This is a genomic window from Sphingomonas sp. P3_C5, from assembly GCF_056402635.1.
On record NZ_JBFUHA010000006.1, the window covers coordinates 234,675 to 255,907 of the forward strand.

19 protein-coding genes are annotated in these 21,233 nt (G+C 63.8%); 1 reads left to right on the forward strand and 18 read right to left on the reverse strand.

The genetic code is table 11. The features are described 5' to 3' along the window. The first annotated feature begins 22 nt into the window (after positions 1–22). Positions 23–2,125, forward strand: a complete 2,103-nt coding sequence (locus tag AC1DVS_RS16630; RefSeq protein ID WP_478024859.1) for a phosphocholine-specific phospholipase C — start codon at positions 23–25, stop codon at positions 2,123–2,125. Between the two features lie 108 nt (positions 2,126–2,233). Here the strand turns inward: AC1DVS_RS16630 and AC1DVS_RS16635 are convergent, their stop codons facing one another. The 18 genes from AC1DVS_RS16635 to AC1DVS_RS16720 all read right to left on the reverse strand — a co-directional run bounded on the left by AC1DVS_RS16635 (position 2,234) and on the right by AC1DVS_RS16720 (position 21,213). Continuing rightward, entirely contained in the window at positions 2,234–2,626 is a 393-nt protein-coding gene (locus AC1DVS_RS16635) for a hypothetical protein (RefSeq protein ID WP_478024861.1), read from the reverse strand. A 75-nt stretch (positions 2,627–2,701) separates the two neighbouring features. Then, positions 2,702–3,577, reverse strand: a complete 876-nt coding sequence (locus tag AC1DVS_RS16640; protein WP_478024863.1) for a sigma-70 family RNA polymerase sigma factor — start codon at positions 3,575–3,577, stop codon at positions 2,702–2,704. Between the two features lies 1 nt (position 3,578). Next, entirely contained in the window at positions 3,579–4,037 is a 459-nt protein-coding gene (locus AC1DVS_RS16645; RefSeq protein ID WP_478024865.1) for a carboxymuconolactone decarboxylase family protein, read from the reverse strand. Positions 4,038–4,127: 90 nt separating this feature from the next. Then, positions 4,128–4,571 carry a DUF1003 domain-containing protein gene (locus tag AC1DVS_RS16650; RefSeq protein WP_478024867.1) on the reverse strand — a complete coding sequence of 148 codons (444 nt, stop codon included), beginning with the start codon at positions 4,569–4,571 and terminating at the stop codon, positions 4,128–4,130. Positions 4,572–4,873: 302 nt separating this feature from the next. Beyond that, entirely contained in the window at positions 4,874–5,209 is a 336-nt protein-coding gene (locus AC1DVS_RS16655; RefSeq protein ID WP_478024869.1) for a DUF423 domain-containing protein, read from the reverse strand. A 10-nt stretch (positions 5,210–5,219) separates the two neighbouring features. After that, positions 5,220–5,597, reverse strand: coding sequence for a diacylglycerol kinase (locus tag AC1DVS_RS16660; RefSeq protein WP_478024871.1), 378 nt, complete (start codon positions 5,595–5,597; stop codon positions 5,220–5,222). Then, positions 5,594–7,363, reverse strand: coding sequence for a cation:proton antiporter domain-containing protein (locus AC1DVS_RS16665; protein ID WP_478024873.1), 1,770 nt, complete (start codon positions 7,361–7,363; stop codon positions 5,594–5,596). The genes AC1DVS_RS16660 and AC1DVS_RS16665 overlap by 4 nt, the downstream gene beginning before the upstream one ends. Further along, positions 7,360–7,794, reverse strand: coding sequence for an iron-sulfur cluster assembly scaffold protein (locus AC1DVS_RS16670; RefSeq protein ID WP_478025086.1), 435 nt, complete (start codon positions 7,792–7,794; stop codon positions 7,360–7,362). Before AC1DVS_RS16670 ends, AC1DVS_RS16665 begins: the two co-directional genes overlap by 4 nt. A gap of 64 nt (positions 7,795–7,858) precedes the next feature. After that, positions 7,859–8,431 (reverse strand): CvpA family protein, encoded by a 573-nt coding sequence (locus tag AC1DVS_RS16675; protein ID WP_478024875.1) that lies wholly within the window; start codon positions 8,429–8,431, stop codon positions 7,859–7,861. A 30-nt stretch (positions 8,432–8,461) separates the two neighbouring features. Continuing rightward, on the reverse strand, positions 8,462–9,835 hold the full coding sequence (gene radA / locus AC1DVS_RS16680; RefSeq protein WP_478024877.1) for a DNA repair protein RadA: 1,374 nt from the start codon (positions 9,833–9,835) through the stop codon (positions 8,462–8,464). A gap of 572 nt (positions 9,836–10,407) precedes the next feature. Next, positions 10,408–12,057, reverse strand: coding sequence for a glycoside hydrolase family 43 protein (locus AC1DVS_RS16685; RefSeq protein ID WP_478024879.1), 1,650 nt, complete (start codon positions 12,055–12,057; stop codon positions 10,408–10,410). 155 nt (positions 12,058–12,212) lie between these two features. Further along, positions 12,213–13,946: a glycoside hydrolase family 43 protein gene (locus tag AC1DVS_RS16690; RefSeq protein ID WP_478024881.1), complete on the reverse strand. Its 1,734-nt coding sequence runs from the start codon at positions 13,944–13,946 to the stop codon at positions 12,213–12,215. Between the two features lie 60 nt (positions 13,947–14,006). Then, on the reverse strand, positions 14,007–15,668 hold the full coding sequence (locus AC1DVS_RS16695) for a glycoside hydrolase family 43 protein (RefSeq protein ID WP_478024883.1): 1,662 nt from the start codon (positions 15,666–15,668) through the stop codon (positions 14,007–14,009). 96 nt (positions 15,669–15,764) lie between these two features. After that, positions 15,765–16,943 carry a glycoside hydrolase family 5 protein gene (locus tag AC1DVS_RS16700; RefSeq protein ID WP_478024885.1) on the reverse strand — a complete coding sequence of 393 codons (1,179 nt, stop codon included), beginning with the start codon at positions 16,941–16,943 and terminating at the stop codon, positions 15,765–15,767. Positions 16,944–16,991: 48 nt separating this feature from the next. Further along, complete coding sequence (locus AC1DVS_RS16705; RefSeq protein WP_478024887.1) at positions 16,992–18,131, reverse strand: glycoside hydrolase family 62 protein; 1,140 nt, start codon at positions 18,129–18,131, stop codon at positions 16,992–16,994. 247 nt (positions 18,132–18,378) lie between these two features. Beyond that, complete coding sequence (locus tag AC1DVS_RS16710) at positions 18,379–18,885, reverse strand: hypothetical protein (protein WP_478024889.1); 507 nt, start codon at positions 18,883–18,885, stop codon at positions 18,379–18,381. 211 nt (positions 18,886–19,096) lie between these two features. Beyond that, positions 19,097–19,600 carry a carbohydrate binding domain-containing protein gene (locus tag AC1DVS_RS16715; RefSeq protein WP_478024890.1) on the reverse strand — a complete coding sequence of 168 codons (504 nt, stop codon included), beginning with the start codon at positions 19,598–19,600 and terminating at the stop codon, positions 19,097–19,099. Between the two features lie 86 nt (positions 19,601–19,686). After that, entirely contained in the window at positions 19,687–21,213 is a 1,527-nt protein-coding gene (locus tag AC1DVS_RS16720; RefSeq protein WP_478024891.1) for an alpha-N-arabinofuranosidase, read from the reverse strand. Between the last annotated feature and the right edge of the window lie 20 nt (positions 21,214–21,233).

Consider the following 21,233-nt stretch of genomic DNA (forward strand, 5'->3'; position numbering starts at 1 on the left):
ATTCGGAAAAGGGCCGCCCACCATGACTGATCAGAGCCGTCGCACATTTCTCAAAGTGGCGGGCGGAGCCGGCGCGGGATTGGCGCTGCCGGCCAGCATCAGCCATGCTCTTGCCTTGCCGGCGCATCGCGGGACCGGCACGATCAAGGACGTAAAGCACATCGTTATCCTGATGCAGGAGAATCGGTCCTTCGATCACTATTTCGGAACGATGCGCGGCGTGCGCGGATTTGGTGACCGGCACACTGTTCCCATGAGCGGCGGCCGTTCGATCTGGCAGCAGTCAAATGGCGTCCGCGAGTTGCCACCCTTTCACTTGGACACTGCGACGACCAACGCGCTCAAAGTGCCTGGAACCCCGCATAGTTTCTCCGATGCGCAGGCAGCGTGGAATCAAGGGAAGTTCGGCTTCTGGCCGAAATACAAGACTGACTATTCAATGGGTTATTTCAAACGCGAGGATATCCCATTCCAGTTTGCACTCGCCGAAGCCTTCACCATCTGTGACGCCTATCACTGCTCGGTGACCTCGGGCACGGACCCGAATCGTGTCGTGTTCTGGTCTGGCGCGAGCTTTGATCCGGAACTGCGCGCGAAAGGCGTGAACAGCCGCGAGGATCATTCGGAGCCGAATAATCTGCGCTGCTGGATCAAGGGCGCCCTTCCGGAGCCGGGCTATACCTATGCCGGCAATGACCTGACGTGGCAGACCATCCCGGAAGTGCTGCAGAATGCCGGGATCGATTGGCGAATCTATCAGGATCCCAACGACAACTGGACAGGCGCGATGCACGGCGGCCTTGCCTTCACCGGCTTTCGCACCGCCAAGCCAGGGTCACCCCTTTTCGAGCGTGGCATGAGCCCATTTTCCCTCGAACGGCTCGAACAGGATGTACGCGATGGCACGCTGCCGGCGGTTTCCTGGATTCTGCCGCCGATGAAATGGTCCGAACATCCCTCCGCTTCGACGCCGATCGAAGGCGCCGAATTCACTGCCAGAGTGCTCAACGCTCTGACCGCGAATCCGGCAGTCTGGGCGCAGACCGTGTTTTTCCAGACTTTCGACGAGAATGACGGCCAGTTCGATCACCTGCCGCCGCCCGCGCCGCCCTCCTACAATATCGATGGTACCCTCGCCGGCGGCGCGACGCTTGATCTCGCCGGCCATTATTTCGACGATCACGAAGATAAATATACGTCGCGCGATGACGTCGCCAGCGGCACCATCCGTGCATGGGGTCTTGGCCCGCGCGTGCCCATGTATGTCGTGTCGCCTTGGAGCAAGGGCGGCTGGGTAAACAGCGAGGTCGCGGATCACACCTCGGTCGGCCAATTCCTCGAGGCGCGCTTTGGCGTTACCATCCCGGGCATCAGCCCGTGGCACCGCGCAGTCTGCAGCGATCTGACGTCGTGCTTTGATTTTGCCGGCCGTGAGGATGCGGCGTTCCCCAAACTCCCCGATGCTTCTGGTTCTGTGCAAATCCTCGCCACGCATCTCGCGCGCCCCAAGGTCTTGCCGCCCCGCGCGGCCGAGCGGCTCGTTCAGGAGGGGGGCATTCGCCGATCGCGCGGCCTGCCTTATGTGCTCCATGTCGACGCAGCAATCGCATCGAACGGCGACTCGCTGACGCTGGAGTTCATCAACGAAGGCACTGCGGGCACGGTTTTCCATGTCTATGATCGCCTGCGGCTCGACGAAATCCCGCGCCGCTACACGGTCGAAGCCGGCAAGCGCATGACGGGTCAGTGGCGAGCTGCTGTGGACGGGAAGCTCGATGTCCTGGTGCTTGGCACGAACGGGTTCGTGCGCGGTTTCACGGGTAAACTCGCCCCCGCAGGCGCGGGAACGAGAGTTGTCGCACGCTATGAGCCTGCCCGCCAACAACTCAGGCTCAATCTCACATCCTCAGTTCCAACGGCCGCGCCTGCAACGATCGGTCAAGACGCCTATCGCATCAATCCGCAACAGCGACTGAACGTGTCAGCACACAACCCGGCCGGCGCGGTTTGGAAGGTGAAGGCAAGCGCAAACTGGTATGACTTCACCGTCGAAACCTCCGATTTAACCTACCATTTTGCCGGCCGCCTCGAGACGGGCGGAGACAGCTTCAGTGATCCGCTATAGCCACACCTCACCGAGGCTGGAGCTCATGATCGGTTTGATCGGCAGGTACAGGAGACGTCGCTCTGCCCGGGGCCTCGCGCCGCGAGCAATTACGTCAGGGATCAGATGCTAGCGCCGATATCCGTAACGGCTGCTTTCGAACGACACCGTAGCGCCCGCATTGTCGCCGAGCGGAATGTCGGCGGTGCCGTACACGCCACGCGTGCCGTGCGATCCGATCATGACGCCGACCTCGCCGTGAATACCCCGCCCAGCGCTTCGCGAGTCCGAGAGTTCGCCGCGGGCGGCGGCGGCGCTCTCGACTGTGTTGTGGTCCAGGATCTCCATGCGCTGCGCCTCGGTCAGGCGAATGGTATCGTCGGCCGGGGACGAGATGGGCTGCACAATCGTCGGCGCCACTGTGGATTGTGCGGTCGCCGCGGTCGACCAGCAGGACGCTCCCGCGACAAGGGCAAGCGCGATCGGGAAAGCGCGGAGGGTCGCGGGCATCAAATGGGTCATGGGCTGTCATAGGCTGGATGAAGCTGACTGCCAAATGAACGGACCAGCGCATGATGATCTTCCCGCCGCCCCCGCCTAGTGGACCGTGTCCTCGCCCAGATGCCGCAGCTTGTCGGGATTGCGGGTTATGTAGATCGCGACGACCTTGCCGTCCTCGATCGCAAGTGCGGTGGTTTGCAGCACGCCGCCATGCTCCATCGTGACGAAGCCGGGCAGGCCGTTGACGAAGCCCCAGCGAATCATGCGGGACATATGTTCGGCGAAATAGCGCGCGAGGCCGGCCTGCAGCTTCAGCACCTCGTCGAAGCCGATGATCGGGCGGGCGGCGGCTGAGGCTTTGCCGCCGCCATCGGCGTGGACGGTCACGTCGGCGGCGAGCATTGCACTGAGCGCGCCCATGTCGCCACTGCGCGAGGCCGCGAAAAAGGCTTCCGCGATCTCCATGCCCCGCTCGCGCGGCATATCGAAGCGCGGGCGGGAGGCTCGGACATGGGTTCGGGCGCGGCTGGCGAGCTGGCGGCAGGCGGCGGGGTCGCGGTCGACTGTCTCGGCGATCTCTTCGAAGCTCACCCCGAACACGTCGTGGAGCAGGAAGGCGGCGCGCTCGAGTGGAGACAGGCGTTCGAGCGCGAGCATCAGCGGGAGGGTCACGTCATCGACATCTTCCTCGTCAGCAACAATCGGCTCGGGGAGCCAGGGGCCGATATAGGTCTCGCGGCTGTGGCGGGCGGATTTGAGCTGGTCGAGGCACAGCCGGGTGACGACGCGGCGGAGGAACGCCTCGGGCACCCGTACCGCCGCGCGGTCGGTGCCGAGCCAGCGGAGGAAGGCGTCCTGGACGACATCCTCCGCGTCGGCGACCGAGCCGAGCATGCGATAGGCGATGCGGACCAACGTCGGGCGCAGCGGATCGAACGACGCCGCTGCGTCCGACGATGGAGCCGATGCCATCTCAGGCGGCCTTTGCCGTGACGGTAACCGGATGGACGAAGCGGAAGCCCTCGGCGATCCGGTTCCAGCCGTTGATCGCAATGATCATCAGGGTGAGATTCACTTGCTCCTCCTCAGTGAACTGCGCCTTCACCGCCTGATATACAGCATCGGGCGCGCGGGTTTCACTCAGCTTTGTCAGCGCCTCGGTCCAGCCGAGCGCAGCCCGCTCGCGATCCGTGTAGAGCGGCGATTCCTGCCAGGCGTCGAGGAGGTAGATGCGCTCCTCGCTCTCGCCATTTTTGCGCGCATCGAGCGTGTGCATGTGCAGGCAATTGGCGCAGCCATTGATCTGCGAGGCGCGGATCTTGACCAGCTCGAGCAGCGGCTTTTCGAGGCTTCCGCCGACGGTGAGGCTGTAATCGAGCCAGGCCTTCATCTCCTTGGGAGCGGCGGCGAAGGGGTTCAATCTCGGGGTCATATCGTCATCCTTTGTCGTTCGGGTTGGTTCCCGAACGACAAGACGAGACAGGGTGACCGGATGTGACATGGCGCCGTTATTTTTTCGCGATCAGGAGTCGATCCGGCGCGCGTCCACGAGGAACGCGATCTGGGCCTGGAGCAGCTCGATCTTCTCGTGCAGCCCCTCGATCTGGGCCTCGGCGCGTAGATTGGTCTCGTAATCGAGCCGTGCTTCGAGCCGGTCCTTCGCTGCCTGGCGGTTCTGACTCATCATGATGATCGGGGCCTGGAGCGCGGCGAGCATCGACAGCATCAGGTTGAGGAAGATGAAGGGAAAGGGATCGAAGGCGCGCGCACCGAGCAACACCAGGTTGAGGAACGCCCATCCGGCGAGGAAAACGCCGAAGCCGACAATGAAGCCCCAGGAGCCGCCGACTGAGGCGACTCGATCGGCGAGGCGCTCGCCGACGGTCAGCCGCTCGGCGAAGATGACGTTGGGATCGCGCGGCAGGGACGCGCGGCGCAGATCTGCGAAGAAACGGATTGCGTTCATAACTCACCTCTTGTGCGACCGGCCGCCATGGCCTGTCGCGGGTGAGCTGATGGGGTCAGCGCAGCGCGAAAGGCCTTGGCGGCACGGTCGATCGACTATGGTCGTTGCTGGACATGATCCCCGGCTTGGGAAAAATTGACGAAACGGGCGCACGGTCGCGCGTCCGGGTGGCGACATGGTGTGCTACGGTGCGGAAATCAACTGAAGAATGTGTCATTTGCGGTGAGCTGAGAACCGCCTTGGGGCAGGGTTCGAGCCTCACTCCCCCTCACCCTTCCGTCTCCCCGAACGGGAGAGGGAGATCAGGCCGATCGCGCACCGATCCAGGCGAGCCATAGCCAGCCGGCGATCAGGAGTGCGCCGCCGATCGGCGTAATCGCGCCGAGCCATCGCGGCAGGCCCAGTGCCATCAGATAGAGCGTGCCGGCGAAGATCGCGCCGCCGGTGAGGAAGAGCCAGGCCGGCCCCCTCGCCTCCAGCCGCAGGATCGCGATGGCGGCGATGGCGTGGACCAGCTGGTAGTGCGCGCCGGTCTTCAGCCATTCGGCCGCAGGGCCGCTTGCGCCGTGCGCGCCGAAGGCGCCCGCTGCGACGGCGATCGCGCCGGACAGGGCCGCGACGAGCAGGATCCAGTTCATGGGCAGCACCTCATGTTTCGAGCCTCAGCAGGATCGCATGGACATAGGCGACGGCCAGCGCCAGCGCGACGACGAGCGCGGCGCAGCTGATCGCCAGCACTGCGCCGGCGAGCATGTCCTTGATGACCTTGATCTCGGGGTGGATTGCGGGATGGAGCAGATCGATCAGGCCCTCCAGCGCTGAATTGATCAACTCGAGCGCGAGCACCAGGGCACATGTCACGGCGACGATCGCCCACCAGATCGGGGACGGCCGCAGCATAAGCAATGCAAGGAGCGCGAAACCGGCGAACCCGACTTGAGTCCTGAAGCTGCGCTCGCGTGTCCAGGCCGCTCGCCACCCCGCTACGGCAAAGCCGATCCGCGCGAGAAGCGAGCGGTTCTTCACTCCGACTCGTCTTCGCTCTCGCGCGCCGGCTGGGTGATGATCCGGTCGAGCGCGGCGCGGAGATCTCCGGTCTCATACTGGACCTTGAGGCGTTCCTTGTCGCGCGCGCGGTACATATCCTCGGTGCGGGCGATCTCCTCATCGCTGATGTTGAGGCTGCGCATCGCCATCCGCGCCATCTTGACTGCGGATTCGAGGACTTCGCGCACCACGCCGGCAACCGGCGAGCCCTTGAGCTTGATGAGTGCTCGGCGATCGAAGGTGCGCGCGAAAATCGCCGCCTTGGGGAAAGCCTCATGGACTGCCTCCATCAGCGCGGCGTCGAGCTGGTCGCCATCGATGCAGAACAGGATCAGCTCGGCCTCGGCAGCGCCGGCCTGGCGCAGCAGATCGAGCCTGGTGCCATCGCCATAATAGACCTTGGCGCCGAAGCTGCCGGCGACGTCGATCATCTCGATATCGGTATCGATCAGGGTAACGGGGACGCCCTGCGCGATGAGCATCTGCGCGACCGTCTGGCCGAAGCGGCCATAGCCGACGACCAGCGCGTTGGCGCCGTCGGACGTCGGCTCATCGCGCTCGCCGCCCCTGATGGGTTCGGCACGCATGCCTTCGGTGATGCGCATCAGGAACGGGGTGGTCGCCATGGAGAGGGTGACGATCGCACCGAACAGGCTCGCCGCCTCGGGCGCGATCAGATAGGCGTGCTGCGCCTGGGCGAACAGGACGAAGCCGAACTCGCCGCCCTGGCTGAGCAGCAGCCCGAGCGCGAGCGCGCTGCGCCAGGTCATCTTGAAGATCAGGCCGATGCCCATGATGATCGCCGCCTTGGTGACGATCAGCGCGAACGCCATGCCGATCACGAAGAAGGGCCGGTCAGCGATCGCGTGGAGATCGAGCATCATGCCGACCGCCAAGAAGAACAGGCCGAGCAGGATCGAGCGGAATGGCTCGACATCGGCTTCGAGCTCGTGGCGATAGGGGCTGTCGGCCAGCATCACGCCGGCGACGAAGGCGCCGAGCGCGGTCGACAGGCCGAGCGCCTCCATCACCGCGGCGGCGGCGATGACGGTGAACAGGCCGGCAAAGACGAACATCTCGCGCTCGCCGAGATTGCCGATGATGCGGAACAAGGGCCGCAGCAGATAGCGCCCGGCGAGGATCAGCCCGACCACCGCAAGTACCGTGTAGATGAAGAGCAGCCAGCCCGGTGGGCCGTTCATGTCCGCCGGGTTGCGCGACATCACCGCGACGATCGTGATCAGCGGTACGATCGACAGGTCCTGGAACAGCAGGATCGAAAAGGCGCGCTCGCCGAACGGAGTGCGGAGCCTTCCCGCCGATTGCAGCAGCGGCAGCACCTGCGCGGTCGAGGAGAGCGCGAGCGGGAGGCCGAGCGCGAGCGCGGCCGCGACGGAAAATGGCGCGGTCGACATTTTGCTGATGGCCATCACTACCGCCGAGACGGCGAGCCCGCAGAGCACGACCTGGAGCAGGCCTAGTCCGAAAATCTCCTTTTTGAGCGTCCATAGACGCTGCGGGTTGAGCTCGAGCCCGACGATGAACAGCAGGAGGGTGATGCCGAGCTCAGCGACGCCGATCTTGGATTGAGCCCCGTCGATCAGGTGAAGCGCCTGCGGGCCGACCAGCGCGCCGGCGACGAGATAGCCAAGGGTCGCGCCAAGGCCGAGGCGCCTGAAGATCAGGACGAAGAACAGGCCGAAGCCGAGCAGGACGACTGCGTCGTAGAGCAGGCTTTCCGTCATGCGGTAGCGCTGGCGCGAGCGGTGGTGGCGGCCTCGGCGGCGGCTTCGAAGGCGAGCCGGATCGAGGCGTGGCGGGCGGTGTGCGGCAGCGCGGGGGTGAAGAGTTCGAAGCCGGGCCAGTCGGGGAGCGGCCCCTCGCCTGCCAGCCATGCCGTCAGTGCGTCGCGTGCGGCGGCCAGTTCCTGCGGGGTCTTCCCGAGCACGCTGGCGGCCATCAGCGATGAGGAGGCCTGGCCGAGGGCGCAGGCGCGCACCAGCAGGCCGACCTCAGCCACCCTGCCCTCGTCATCCATGTTTACGTCGACCGTCACCCTGCTGCCGCAGACCGGTGAACGCTTCTCGGCGGTGCCCATCGGATCGGCGAGCCGCTCGTGATGGGGGATGGTCGCGGCGAGACGCAGGATTTCGGTGTTGTAGAGCGGCGCGTTCATGCGACTGATGTAAGGCAGGAACGTGCGCAGCACACCCCCTGGCGTTCGGCTGACGACATGAGGATCACTTCGTCACATTCCCTGCATCGGCGCTGTTGTCGGCAGGCGCCGCACCGCGGGGACCGAATACCGGCTGGCCCTTGCGGCGGCGGTCGACGAAATCGGCGATGCTCGCGCTGGTCGCGTTGAGCAGGGGATAGGTGCGCGACTTGCTCAGCCATTCGGGGCGGTGCGAGGGGCCGCCATGCATGGTGTCCGTCACCAGCACGACGAGCAGGAAGCCGAGGCTCGCGAGGATCAGGCCCTTGAGCGCGCCGAAGCCGAAGCCGAGCGCGCGATCGACCGGGCCGAGGACCGAATCGCGCGTCCGCGAGCCGATTGCCCTCGCGACCGCGCGGCCGGCGAAATAGGTCACGCCCGAGATGATCGCGAAGGACAGGACGGCAGCGCCCGTCACCGTGCCGACCGAATTGGACAACAGATGGGCGAGCGGGGTGTGGAACAGCTTCAGCATGAAGATGATCGCGACCCAGGCGAACAGCGACAGCACCTCCGTCACGAAGCCGCGCATCAGCCCGAGAACGGCCGCGCCGCCGACAGCGATGAGGACGAGAATATCGAGTGCAGTCAGTCCCATCGGTGCGCGTACCTGCCTAAAAGACCGTCGCTATCCTCGCCCGAGCATATGGTCAACGAAGCCGCCGAGCGTGCGGAAGCCGGATAGCGTGAGGCCGCTCTTGTCGCCGGCGATCGCGCCCGGCACCAGCGCGCGCTCGAAGCCGAGCTTACCGGCTTCCTTGAGGCGGAGCGGGCCGTGCGCCACCGGGCGGATTTCGCCGGACAGGGCGATCTCGCCGAACGCGACAGCGTCCGATGGCACCGGTCTTTCGCTGAGCGCCGAGACGAGCGCGGCTGCCACTGCGAGATCGGCGGCGGGATCCTGCACGCGGTAGCCGCCGGCGATGTTGAGGTAGACTTCGGAGGAGGAGAAGCTGAGCCCGCACCGCGCTTCGAGCACGGCGAGGACCATCGCCAGCCGGCCTGAATCCCAGCCGACCACCGCCCGCCTTGGCGTGGCGCCACTGGCGAGGCGGACGACCAAAGCCTGGATCTCGACCAGCACCGGCCTTGTGCCCTCGAGCGCCGGGAACACCACGGTGCCCGTCACGCCCTCGTCGCGCTGGGTGAGGAACAGGGCCGACGGGTTCGACACCTCGGCCAGCCCCTCGGCGACCATCGCGAAAACGCCGATCTCGTCGGTGCCGCCGAAGCGGTTCTTGATGGCGCGGAGGATGCGATATTGGTGGCTGCGCTCGCCCTCGAAGCTCAGCACGGTATCGACCATATGCTCGAGCACGCGCGGGCCGGCGATGCTGCCGTCCTTGGTGACATGGCCGACCAGCACCACCGCGGTGCCGCGCTCCTTCGCGAAGCGGATCAGCTCCTGCGCCGAGGCGCGGACCTGGCTGACGGTGCCGGGGGCGCCTTCGATCAGGTCCGAATGCATGGTCTGGATGGAATCGATCACCAGCAAAGCGGGCGGCCTCCCCTGCCCCAAGGTCGTCAGGATATCGCGCGTGGAAGTGGCCGCGGCGAGCTGCACCGGCGCGGCGCCGAGCCCGAGCCGGCGGGCGCGGAGCCTGACCTGGTCGACCGCCTCCTCGCCCGAAACATAGGCGACCGGCAGCCCGGCCAGCGCCATCTGCGCCGCCGCCTGCAGCAACAGGGTCGATTTGCCGATCCCGGGATCGCCGCCGATCAGCGTCGCCGAGCCTTCGACGAAGCCGCCGCCAAGCGCGCGGTCGAGCTCGGCGATGCCGCTTGGCATGCGCTCGGGCAGGGTGATCTCGGCATCGAGCCCGACCATCGTCATCGCCCGGCCGCCGGATTGCAGGTTATGCTTGGCCTGGAACGGCGTGACGATGCCGCCCACCTCCTCGACCAGCGTGTTCCACTCAGCGCAATCGGCGCACTGCCCCGCCCAGCGGTTCGCGACGGAGCCACAGGCCTGGCAGACATAGCGTTTCTGAGGTTTTGCCATGGGGTATGGGCCTAGCGGAAACGGAACGAGAGGGGAACAGATTTTCTTGGCGCATCGCGGAGCGGAAGAACAGAGCGCGCGCCTTCTGATGGCTCGCAATGACGCTATGGGCGATTTCAGGCACGGGTTGAATCGCCTGCGCGGGTTCGCGGCGAAAATGTTGGACGTGTGACATAATTCGGCGCGGATTTCGGATGCTGGAGGGGATATCACGAGGGGAATGTGCGGAAACCGAGCGCCGCTGTTGGAGAATTTTGTCACACCTATCGGGGGCTGTCGCAGCCGGGGCTTGGACCAGGCGGGTGGAGACAGCGACCGGCGTCTCCGTGGTTGTTGGAAATGTCATGAGGGTCCACTGACATTTCCTATCTGTACAGAACATTGTACAGATCGTGTCAGGGCGCTGATGACGTGCACACTCAGTTTCTAGGCACCTCGCCGATCTGGCGGCGATCATGCGGCAAAGGTGTGAGGACGCGGAGATAACGAGGCCCTGGTTCGATTGGCGCGACCTATTTAGTATAGTGTCCCCAAAACTCTTTGAGGTGGTGCTTCTCTTCGGCGGGCGAAGATCAGCGGGGGCTGCTGCCTGGCCCGACCCGGTAATAGTCAAAGTCGACACGGCCGCCGGCGGTCTTGGTCGAATAATAGAAGAGGGCGAAGCGATACCCCATGAAGTGCGGGAAGGTGTAGGTCAGGCGCGAGGGACGGCCAATGGGGATCCAGGATTTGCCGTCGAGGCTGTAGGAGAAGCGGGCGACCTCAGGCGCGGGCTGAAATTCGCATTCGACCCTCAGATGAACAGTTTTGCCAGAAAGGGGAATGGAGGCGATCTCCTCGGGATGGTCGGAGTCGGCGCTCACCATGACGAGAGATTTGGCGCCTTCGCTCATCTTGACGCCAACAAAACCATAGCGCTTCTGAAAAGCGGCCAGGCCGGCCCAGTCGCCGTCTTTCATGCCGCTCACGTCGATGCTGGTGGTGGCGGAACTGGCAGGCCCAAAGGTGCGCTGAGTGAGGGTATTCGGAGCCTCGGGCAGAGCGGAAACCACCCGGTTGGTGACTAAGCTCAGATAGCCGGGGCGCTTGGAGAGCGACCAGTAACCAGGCTCAGGATTGTGATTCCATTGCCAGGCGAGAGGCAGCCTGGGGGCGCCGGGCCGGCGGGCGAATTCGTCGGAGGCGACGATGCCGGATGCGCCGGAGGCGCCCTGTCCGCCGGCGGGAATGTCAAGCGTCATGGGCACCTTGCCGTCCTGGCCGAGCACGGGCCAGCCGTCCTTCCAGGTCACGGGCACCAGGTAGGGGATGCGGCCGACGGCGCCGTTGTCCTTGAAAAGATAGGCATACCATTTGCCTTCCGGGGTATCGATGAGGCTGCCCTGGGCGATGCCGCGATCATCGAGCGCGATGCGGCCCTCGTACGGACCATCGATTGCGTCGGCACGGTGGATGATGACAGTGCGCGCCCAGCGGCTCCCGGGCGAGGCGATGTTGACGAGGTAATAGCGGCCATTGGCTTTGAAAAACTGCGAGCCCTCCCCTTTGAGCCCGCCCTGGTCAGCGCCGAAGAGGGCGTTTACGTTGTCGACGATGACCTTGTTCACGCCGCCGGGCTTGATGCCGGAAAGATCGGATTGCAGTTCGACAAGCGTGATGCGACCGCTCCCGAAAACCATGTAAACGCGACCGTCGTCGTCGAAGAACAAGCTATGGTCACCCAGCGAGGGCTCGAAACTCGTCGCTTTCCACGGGCCTCGCTCCGGATCACGCGTGGTGTAGATGTGGGTGCGTCCTGTATTGGCGGAGAAAGTCGAGGCATAGAACACGCCGTCGTGATACCGCAGGCTGCTCGCCCAAGAGCCTTGACCATAGGCGTTCTTGCCGTTTTCGAGGCGGAGGGCTTCGTTGTCGGCCAGGGTTTCATAGGCGTAGGAGGCCATCCGCCAGTTGACCAGGTCCGTCGACTTCATGATCGGGAGGCCCGGGCTCATGTGCATCGTCGTGCTGCTCATATAGTAGGTTTTTCCTACACGGATGATCGCGATGTCCGGGACGTCGGCCCAGATAAGGGGATTGTGCGCAGGAGCCGCCTGTGCCGGCTGTTCCGCCGGAACGGCGCCAGACGCGACGGAGACAAGGGCGAGGGCCATCAGGGAAAAAATCGGACGGTTCATGAGACGGGCTGAAGGGCGGCTCAGGTTGCCAGGGTGTTTGTCCATGTTTTGTCTCCGAAGTTAATCAGCGAGCCGAGGGTATCGATCCGCTTCACGCAGCACGCGACCAAGGCCCGCCACCGCGCATGAGAAATAAAGGGACACTATATTTAACTGGGCCAGACCACAGGCGCAGCCTATTTAGTATAGTGTCCCCAAAACTATTGTGTCCCCGTCTCCGCATAGGGTCCGACGATCGCACCGGTGAACCCGGCCGCCGTCGCCGTCGTCAGCAGAGAGGCGTCGGCATTGCTCAGAACAGACCGGTAGTGTTTCCCGTCAAGGCTGTACGAAAAGCCCGCTTTCGCCTTGTCGACGTTCATGCGCAGATAAATCGGCCGCCCGGCGGGAAGCTGCACCGGCGTTTCGGCGAGCTGCCTGCCATGTGACGGCTCCTTCTCCCCCGCGCGCGCGCGGACGCGCAGCACGGTCTTGCCGGCATCGTTCAGGCCGAGCCCAAAGGCGTAATAGAAATGGTCATTCTGCACCGCCATCAGCCCGGCTTCGTCGCCGGCCCCGTGCGGGTGAAACCGCATCGGCGTGGTGATGGACGCGGTCATATGCGCGAGGCGGCGGCCGACGAAGCTCGGCTGGACCTTGTCGCCCATATGGTCGCTCCGCGGCGTGACCGTCAGCTCGCCGCCGCGCACCTGCCACCACTCAGTATGCGGCGTCCGCGCGAAGAGCCATTGCGGCCCAAGCGCCGATCCGGTGAAGGCCTCGCGGACAGCATAATTGCCGTTGAGGAAACGCCCCGCCGGAACCCTGCGCGGCAGCGCCGGCCCTTTGACGGCGTAGGGAACCGCGGTCCCTTTCGGGGTTATGACCGGCCACCCATCCCGCCAGGTCACCGGCAGCATGAAGGTTTCGCGCCCGGTCGCAAAGCGGCCCGGATCCTGCGGCGGGGTCGCCAGATCATAGACGCGCGTGCCGAGGAAGAAGGCCCACCATTTGCCTTTAGCGTCCTGCAGCAGGTCGGCATGGCCGGCCGCGGTCACCGGATTTGGGCGATCGTCGCGCAATCCGAACTGGGTCAGGATCGGGTTGTTGGGATTGGCGGTGTAGGGGCCGAACGGCTTGCTCGATTTATAGGCAAGCTCGCCATGATAATAGCCGGTGCCGCCGCCCGCCGCCAACACCAGATACTGGCCGTTGATCTTATAAAGGTGCGGGCCTTCGATATATTCGGTGTGCCACGGCGCCTTGTCGCCACCGTCCACCAGCACGACGTCGTCGGAGCGCTTGGCGAAGGTGACCGGGTCCACCTCCATCAGCCAGATCGCGGTGTGCGCGTCGTAGCGCTTCTTGGGCGGACCGCCCTGGTGGATGACATAGAGTTTGCCGTCGTCGTCGAAGAACAGCGAGGGATCGATCCCGTCGATGTGCGGCAGCCAGATCGGCTTGGACCAGGGTCCCGCCGGATTCTTCGCCGTCACGATGAAATTCCCGCCGCACCGGATGCAGGTGTTGATGACGTAGAAAATGCCATGGTGGTAGGAGATCTGCGGCGCGTAGACGCCGTTATTGCTCAGCCAGAGTCCGTCGAACGGCATCATATCCGGCCGATCGATGACGTTGCCGATCTGCTTCCAGTTCACGAGGTCGCGGCTGTGGAAGATCGGGATTCCGGGATAGAAGGCGAAGGTCGAGTTGATCAGGTAATAGTCGTCCCCGACGCGCACTGCGCTCGGGTCGGCATAGAAGCCGCTGAGCACCGGGTTGCGATATTCGCCTTTGCCGAGCGGCCGATCGAAGACGGCATCATGGCCCTTATAGTCAAGCCACTCAAAATGGGCCTTGCCGTCAGGGGTGGGTGCGGCAGCGCCGCCGGCCGAGGTGCCGAACGGGGCGAGAAGAGCAGCCCCGATCAGCCCGAGAAGAAATTTTACCCGCACCCTTTTGCTCCGTTGGTTGGTCTGGGCCACCGCAGACCTGAATATGCCACAGGGGCAGGCTCAGCGCGCATCGCGTGCGTACAGTGCGAATGCGATGTCCGCGGGGTGACCCTGCTTGTCCTTCAGCGGCTGGCCGTCGGCACTGGCCTCGCCATCGGCATAAACGTCGTCGCGGCTTGCGCGAAGGAAGAGCGTCAGCGCCCCCTTTTCGCTCTGGAGCGCCAGCGCGTAGCGGCGACCGGCCTTCAACACGACAGGCGGATGGGCGCTGAAGTCGAAGCTCAGCAGGCCGGGGCCCTGCGGCCGGTAGGCGATGGCGAGGCCCTGGCCTGCGCCGAGCAGCTCGGTGCCGGCCTCCACGTCTCGCAGCGACAGCCGCAATGAATGGGCGGCGTCCGTGCCCAGGCCGTCGCCGGCGTAAAGGCTGAGCCGGCCCAGGGGGATGTCGGCGCGCGGCACGAAGGTCTGCGCAAGGCGGCTGGCGCCGCCCTCCCTGTTGAAGCCCAAAGGCTCGGGGGTCTGGTCGAAAGGCTGGGTGACCGAGGCCAGCGCGGGGTGGCCCGGCCAGCTTTCGGGATAAGTCTGGCCGAACTGCTGAACGACCACGCGAGGATCGGAGCGGCCCGAATCCGCCAGCGCGGGCGCCTTGCCGGCGGGCGGCCGGGGCGGCGTGCTGATGCCGGCGTCAGACTGGGTGACAGGCCACATGCGGCCGTCCGCATCGTAGTAGAGATAGTCGATTGCGATGGAGCGGCGGGCACCAGCGCCGGTCTGCCCGTCGGGCAGAGTCAGCACACCATTGTGATAGACCAGGTAGGACTGGCCCTTGAAATCGTCGATGATCCCCGGGTGAATGGTGAAGCTATTCTTTGCCGGGCCGGTCAGCACGCCCTGGTAAGTCCATGGCCCGCGCGGGCTGGGCGCGGTGGCATAGGAGAAGTGCTCAAAAAGGCCCTGGGCCGCCATGGATGCGTAGGTCATATAGTATATGCCCTTGCGCTTCGACAGCCACGGCCCCTCTGTGTAGTTGGGCAATGCGACCTTCTCGATGGGGCCGTCCAGCTCGGTCATGTTCGGGTTGAGCCGGGCCAGGTAAAGCACCGGGTTGCCCCAGGCCAGCCAGGCGGTGCCGTCGTCGTCGATGAAGACGGTGGGGTCGATGTCGTTCCACCCATAGGGGGTAGGCGTCATGGAATTGGTGACAAGTGCCGAGCCGCGCGCATCCTTGAACGGGCCGAGCGGATTGTCGGCCACGGCGACCCCGATAGCCATGCCGGACTGCGTGTCGTCGTGCTGCACGGTGGCGTACAGATAATAATGGCCGTTGCGCCGCACCACCTGCGTGGCCCAGGCGGAGCGCAGCGCCCATTTGAAGTCTATGGGCTTCATGATCGCGCCGTGGGCGGTCCAGTGGCGCAGGTCCTTTGACGAATAGGCCAGCCACTCCTTCATGAGGTAGAACTCGTCGCCCTTGGCTTCGTCGTGCCCCACATAGAGGTAGACCGTGTCGCCCACGACCAGCGGCGCAGGATCAGCGGTGAATACATCGCGCAGCTGCGGGTTGCTGCCCGGTACGGGATCGGCAGCCAGCAAGCTGGCCGGCATCGCGATACACAGCAGCAGGGCGCTGCGGGCAACCCGGGTCAGGAGTGAAGCGCGTCGGGCTGCCTTGCCTCCCGAGGGCGCGATACAGGTCGTGCTTGGAGACAGGCGGGACGTCATTCGAATTCCTTCTTCGGTATTGGCTTTGGTGGAGCCGATAGCGGGCCAGGGATCGCCAACTGACGATCCCTGGCGCGGCGCACGAGGCCCGGACGTTCAGGGTGCGGCGAAGATTGCGGCGATCGTGGTCGGATTGGAGTCGGCACCCGTGTCGCGGTGGAACAGTCCGCACGCGTGATTGGGGTAGACGCCGATGTCCCAGTAATAGGGTGCGAAGCCATGCCGAAGCGCGGACGCGGTGACGTACCTGGTCCAATAGTCCCTGAACTTCAGCGATGGATCATACTCGGTTTTAGAGATGGCGCAGTATTCGCCGATGATGACCGGGATGCCCTTGTCCGCATAAGCGGCCTTCGCCTTGTCGAACTGGGCATCGACCTGCGCTTCGTTGGACCAGCTTTGCGTTGCTGCGGGATTGGTCGCGATCGATCCCCACTGCCAGATGGCGCTCTTCTCGTTCAGCGTGAAATCGTACGGATCGTAAAAATGGAACTCCATGATCAGCCTGCCGCCCACCGTGTCGGTTGGGACGGGAGCTCCGCACACTGCAATCGTATTGGTGATGTCCGTGTTGTAACCCTGGAATACCAAAGTTCGCGACGCATTGTTGCCGCCGGTCGCGCGCACCGCATCGACGAACACCTGGTTGAAGCCCGCCTGAACCGAGCAATTTTCCGCCGACGGCGCGCCATAGCCGACGTGAATTTCGTTGGTGCCGGCAAATAGCAAGCCGTTGTCGTAATCCTTGAAAGTGTTCGCGATTTGCGTCCACAATTTCTTGTATGCCGCGTTGCCGGCGGCCTGGCTTGCCGCCGTCGGGTTATACCAGTCGCTCTTGTGCTGGTTGATGATGACGTACAGCCCGGCCTTGCGGGCCATGTCGACCACTTGCTTGACCCTGGCGAGCCAGAACGGAGCGACGTTCCCCGCGCTGTCGGAATATTGTTTCCATTCAACCGGAATACGCACGCTCTTGAACCCCCTGGCCGCGACCGCGTTCAGGAATTTCTGGTTTATTGCGGGATTGCCGTAGAAGGTCTCCTGCGAGGTCGTATGGGGGGCGCCGCCATTATCTCTCAGCGCCTCAAGCGTGTTGCCGATGTTCATCCCCCTGCCGAGCTGGGCCGTGCTGACCGCCGCAAGCGTTGACGCCTGCGTTGGCATGGCGACCGGCGTTCCGCCTCCCGCCGCGGCTGCGGCTCCGCAAGCAGCCAGGCCGAGCGCAACCAATCCCGACAACAGCACCCGCCCGTGCACTCTCTCACAGAATTTCATTTCATCTCCCCCGCGCGTGTTGGATGCGAGCCTATTTTATTTCCGCCCTTATTTACGGCACATGTCCGTGATCGGGTTTGATCCCTTGGCTGTCAGAACGCCGAGCCGGTACGGAAGCTGGATGTAATCGGCGGGGTGGATAAGCGGATCGTTGCCCTGGAACAGGAACTGAAGCGGCTTGCAGGGGTCAATGACCTGGGTTTGATCGTTCGTGTCGCGGATCAGTTCGCCGTGCGAAATGCCCTCGGACCAGATGCTCTCCACATTGTCGGCCTTTATCAGGGGATTCTTGGTGGCTGTGCCCAGCGGCACCCAGGTGCCTTCCAGACCCTCGCTTTTCCATATCCGGAAATAACGCCCCTTCGGGCCGATCGCCTCTACGACAGTGAGGTACGTATTGGTTCCTTTGACCCGATAGTTGCTGCTTCCCTCGAACGCGTCGTCCCGGGGTTCGTTGATGACGATGGTGGTATTGTGGAAGCCGTTCGGGAACTGATCGATCGATGTCTCCGACCGCATGACATGGCCGTTATCGTCGGTATTGAAGAGATAGCACTTGGCGTCGTTGCAGATAATGTAGAAATCGAGCCACCCCGTCCCCGCCGGCGGCTTCGTGATGTCCGGCGCCGTGGCAAAGAACGGGCGAGCGGGGCTCCACGACATCGGATCGTCAATGTTGGTCGTGGTGGAATAGAACGGGTCGCCGCCCTGAAAGATCAGATACCAGAGCTTTTGGGGAGCGAAATAGAATATTTCCGGCGCCGCGCGGTACCCAGGGCCAATCGGCGATTTGTCGAGCGGGAATATCGGCGCCTTTGACGCGGACGACCAATCGGTGAAGCTTGTATAGGCGATGCCCCAGCCCTTCGATCCGGCCGTGGTCATGAAGACATGGTATTTGCCGTTCGCGAATACGACGGACGGATCCTTTACGGCGTAGACGGTCTGGGCTGGATCAGGCTGCGGTCCGATCAGCGGCGCGCTCGACTTCCAGTAAAAGCTTCCATCAGACGGCGCCGAGGACGCAGTTGGGGTCGGCGCCGGTTTGGGAGCTGGCGTGAGAGCCGGCGCGGGGACCGGCGTTCCGCCGCCCGCTGCAGCGGCGGCTCCGCCTCCGCAAGCCGTCAGGCCGAGCGCGATCAGACCCGATAACAGCACCCGCCGGTGCGCTTGCCCAGAAAATTTCATTTCAGCTCCCCCAACATGTCGACCGCTAACGCTTGCGCGCTGCCGCCGAGTTCATGTCCTGGGATATACTCCGACAAATAAGGGCGCGCGGGGAATGTTTCGGGCCGGGAAATGATGGCTGCGAACCGGACCCGGCGACTGCGAACTGGCTGTAGCACCCGCTCGCCTGGCCGAATCACAGGGTTATCAGACGTTCCGCTCCAGCATTGCTTCAACTTCGACGCGGCAGGGCGGGCGCGAGCCTGTTCTATCTGCCCTTATTGACGACGGAAACCGGCCCGAGATCGATGATCTGTTTCCCGGAATTCAACAGAAGTGCGACCTGCGTGGTGCCTGCCGGGAAATTGTCCGCAGCCACGAAATCGAGCGTTTGTGGGGACCAGGCGGTCCCGATATCAATGAAACGATCGCCAACACCAGGCCGCGACCCCGTCCGTCCTTCGACGCGGAAAATGGCCTTGGCGGGCACGTTGGATTTTATCCAAACGCTCGCTACGACATGGTCGCCTTTTGCAATTCCGCCATCGACCGGGTGGAGCGCGGCAACTTCCCAAATGCCGCCGGTCCCGGTCGTCAGCGCCTCTACCGCTTTGCCGCCCTCGACCTTGGGATCATTGATGACCTGGTGCGGTGCCGCACTGGAAATGTCCCATTCCGCCGTCGCGGCAAGGATGGGTGTGCCAACGGTCTGCGCAGAGGCGGCCGATGCGAGAACCAGGCCGCTGGCGGCCAGAAATGCTGCTCGAATCTTCATGTCTCTCTCCGTGTTTAACCGAAATCCCGGTTTGGTTGGTTGAGATGGAAGGGTATTGTGTGCGGGCGCGAGAGAATTCGCATGCGAGCCCGTTTTATGTGAAACCGAAAAGTCCAGAGCAGGCTGCGTAAAACACATGCAGCCTGCTCTAGCTAGTTGTCGCCGGCATCGTTTTTACGAAAAACGGGTACCCATTTTTTCGCCCGACGCTCTATTTGCCCATATTGACGACGGAAATTGGCCCGAGATCGATGGTCTGCTTCCCCGAATTGAACAGAATGGCGACTTGCGTGGTGCCTGCCGGAAAATTGTCTTCAGCCACGAAGTCGAGCGTTTGCTTGGACCAGTCGGTCCCGATATCCATGGGACGGTCCCAAACACGAGCCGCCCCCGCCCGTGTTTCGATGCGGTAGATAGCCTTGGCGGGCACGGTGGATTTTACCCAGACGCTCGCGACGATATGGTCGCCTTTTGCTATTCCGCCATCGACCGAGTGGATCCCGGAAACTTCCCAGATGCCGCCCGTCCCGGGCGCCTGCGCCTCTACCGCTTTGCCGCCCTCGACCTTGGCATCAGTGACGGGCTGGTGCGGTGACGAACCGTAAATGAACCAATCCGCCGTCGGAGCAAGAATAGGCGTGCCCGCGGTCTGAGCAACGGCGGCCGATGCGAGAATCAGGCCGCTGACGGCCAGAAGTGCTGTTCGAATCTTCATGTCTCTCTCTCTCCGTGTTCAACCGAAATCCCGGTTTGCCTGGTTGGTCAGATGGAAGGTATCGGATCACTCCTGGGTGCTTCCGACTATTCGAGACCAAGCACCGTCACCGATGCCGGTGCGACGGTGATGGTCAGTTTACCGCCCGCGACCTTGGCCGACACGGCCTTGGGGGCAACGGTATTGGGTGCGTCGAAGCTATTGACGCTGTCGACCTTCGGCGCCGAAAGGGTCTGGCCCGAAGCCTTTGTGGCTTTCACACCGGCAAGCGAGACGCTGAATGTCGCGGGCGACTTCGCGTCGATATTGGTGACGGCGATCCATATCTTGCCGGCCTTGTCCCTGGCCGCGACGGCGTCGACGCGCGGCAGGGTGACGCCGTTCGTCGTATAGGTGCCGGCATCGAAGGTCAGCGGGACGACGGTCGCATCCTGGAACGGCACGTACATGTGGAAGACATGATAGGTCGGCGTCAGCACCATCTTGTCCTTGTCGGTCAGGATCATGGCCTGCAGGACGTTGATCATCTGGGCGATATTGGCCATGCGGACACGGTCGGCGTGACGCGCGAAGACGTTGATGCTGAGCGCGGCCAGCACTGCGTCGCGCTGGGTGTTCTGCTGCGCCAGGCCGCCGGCGTTCGACCCCGGCGTCGGCGCCAGCCACGCGCCCCATTCGTCGACAGCCAGGGCGACCTTCTTTTCGGGATCATATTTGTCCATGGTCGCCGAATAGGTCTTGATCACGCCGTCCATGGCGACCGCGTCTTTCACCAGGGCGGCATAGTCCTTTTCGTCGAAGCCCGTGCTCGGCAAATGCGGCGGCCAGCCGCCCGTCGCATAGAAATGCAGTGACAGAGCTTCGATGCCCCAGGACCAGGAACCGCCGCTCCAGGCCTTCATGACCGGGTCGGTATAGCTGTCATGACCGACGGCTACGCGCTTCATCGGCTGGGCAGCATTGTAACTGTGCACGAAGTGCGAAAAGCGCTTCATTTCGTTGACGTAAAGGTCCGGCGACATTGCGCCGCCACAGTCGTAAGATTCATTGCCGAGGCCGAGGATGGCGACCTTGTACGGCGCCGGATGACCGTTCCTGGCGCGCTCCGCACCGAACGCGTCGTCGGTCGGCGCAGTCATGTACTCGAGCCACTCGGCCGCGTCCTGTGCGGTGCTGGAGCCGAGATTGACCGAGATATAGGCGTCGGTTCCGATCTGCCCGGCGAAGTCCATGAATTCGTCGGTGCCGAATGTGTTTGGCTCGCCGACGGCCGCCTTGCGCTCGGGGCCGATTCCGCGGCGCCAATTATATTGGTCGGCGAAGCAGCCGCCCGGCCAGCGGACATTGGGGACCTTGAGCGCCTTCAGGGCGGCGACCACATCCTTGCGGATACCGCGCGTGTTCGGGATCGTGGAATCCTTGCCGACCCAGATGCCGCCATAGATGCCGGTGCCCAGATGCTCGGCGAACTGGCCGAAGATATTGCGGTCGATCACAGCGCCGGATTTGGACGCATCGAGTGTTATCTGAACCGGGGCATCGGCGGCATGCGCCGCCACAGGCAGGATCAGGGCGGCAGCGATCGCGGCGGCCGCGGAGGTCAAAAAGCGCATTGATAATATCCCAAGAGCGA

Excerpts from the sequence above, each read along its gene's own strand:
- AC1DVS_RS16630 (WP_478024859.1), top strand. The coding sequence starts at position 23 with ATGACTGATCAGAGCCGTCGCACATTTCTCAAAGTGGCGGGCGGAGCC.
- AC1DVS_RS16635 (WP_478024861.1), bottom strand. The coding sequence starts at position 2,626 with ATGACCCATTTGATGCCCGCGACCCTCCGCGCTTTCCCGATCGCGCTT.
- AC1DVS_RS16640 (WP_478024863.1), bottom strand. The coding sequence starts at position 3,577 with ATGGCATCGGCTCCATCGTCGGACGCAGCGGCGTCGTTCGATCCGCTG.
- AC1DVS_RS16645 (WP_478024865.1), bottom strand. The coding sequence starts at position 4,037 with ATGACCCCGAGATTGAACCCCTTCGCCGCCGCTCCCAAGGAGATGAAG.
- AC1DVS_RS16650 (WP_478024867.1), bottom strand. The coding sequence starts at position 4,571 with ATGAACGCAATCCGTTTCTTCGCAGATCTGCGCCGCGCGTCCCTGCCG.
- AC1DVS_RS16655 (WP_478024869.1), bottom strand. The coding sequence starts at position 5,209 with ATGAACTGGATCCTGCTCGTCGCGGCCCTGTCCGGCGCGATCGCCGTC.
- AC1DVS_RS16665 (WP_478024873.1), bottom strand. The coding sequence starts at position 7,363 with ATGACGGAAAGCCTGCTCTACGACGCAGTCGTCCTGCTCGGCTTCGGC.
- AC1DVS_RS16670 (WP_478025086.1), bottom strand. The coding sequence starts at position 7,794 with ATGAACGCGCCGCTCTACAACACCGAAATCCTGCGTCTCGCCGCGACC.
- AC1DVS_RS16675 (WP_478024875.1), bottom strand. The coding sequence starts at position 8,431 with ATGGGACTGACTGCACTCGATATTCTCGTCCTCATCGCTGTCGGCGGC.
- radA (WP_478024877.1), bottom strand. The coding sequence starts at position 9,835 with ATGGCAAAACCTCAGAAACGCTATGTCTGCCAGGCCTGTGGCTCCGTC.
- AC1DVS_RS16685 (WP_478024879.1), bottom strand. The coding sequence starts at position 12,057 with ATGGACAAACACCCTGGCAACCTGAGCCGCCCTTCAGCCCGTCTCATG.
- AC1DVS_RS16695 (WP_478024883.1), bottom strand. The coding sequence starts at position 15,668 with ATGACGTCCCGCCTGTCTCCAAGCACGACCTGTATCGCGCCCTCGGGA.
- AC1DVS_RS16700 (WP_478024885.1), bottom strand. The coding sequence starts at position 16,943 with ATGAAATTCTGTGAGAGAGTGCACGGGCGGGTGCTGTTGTCGGGATTG.
- AC1DVS_RS16705 (WP_478024887.1), bottom strand. The coding sequence starts at position 18,131 with ATGAAATTTTCTGGGCAAGCGCACCGGCGGGTGCTGTTATCGGGTCTG.
- AC1DVS_RS16710 (WP_478024889.1), bottom strand. The coding sequence starts at position 18,885 with ATGAAGATTCGAGCAGCATTTCTGGCCGCCAGCGGCCTGGTTCTCGCA.
- AC1DVS_RS16715 (WP_478024890.1), bottom strand. The coding sequence starts at position 19,600 with ATGAAGATTCGAACAGCACTTCTGGCCGTCAGCGGCCTGATTCTCGCA.
- AC1DVS_RS16720 (WP_478024891.1), bottom strand. The coding sequence starts at position 21,213 with ATGCGCTTTTTGACCTCCGCGGCCGCCGCGATCGCTGCCGCCCTGATC.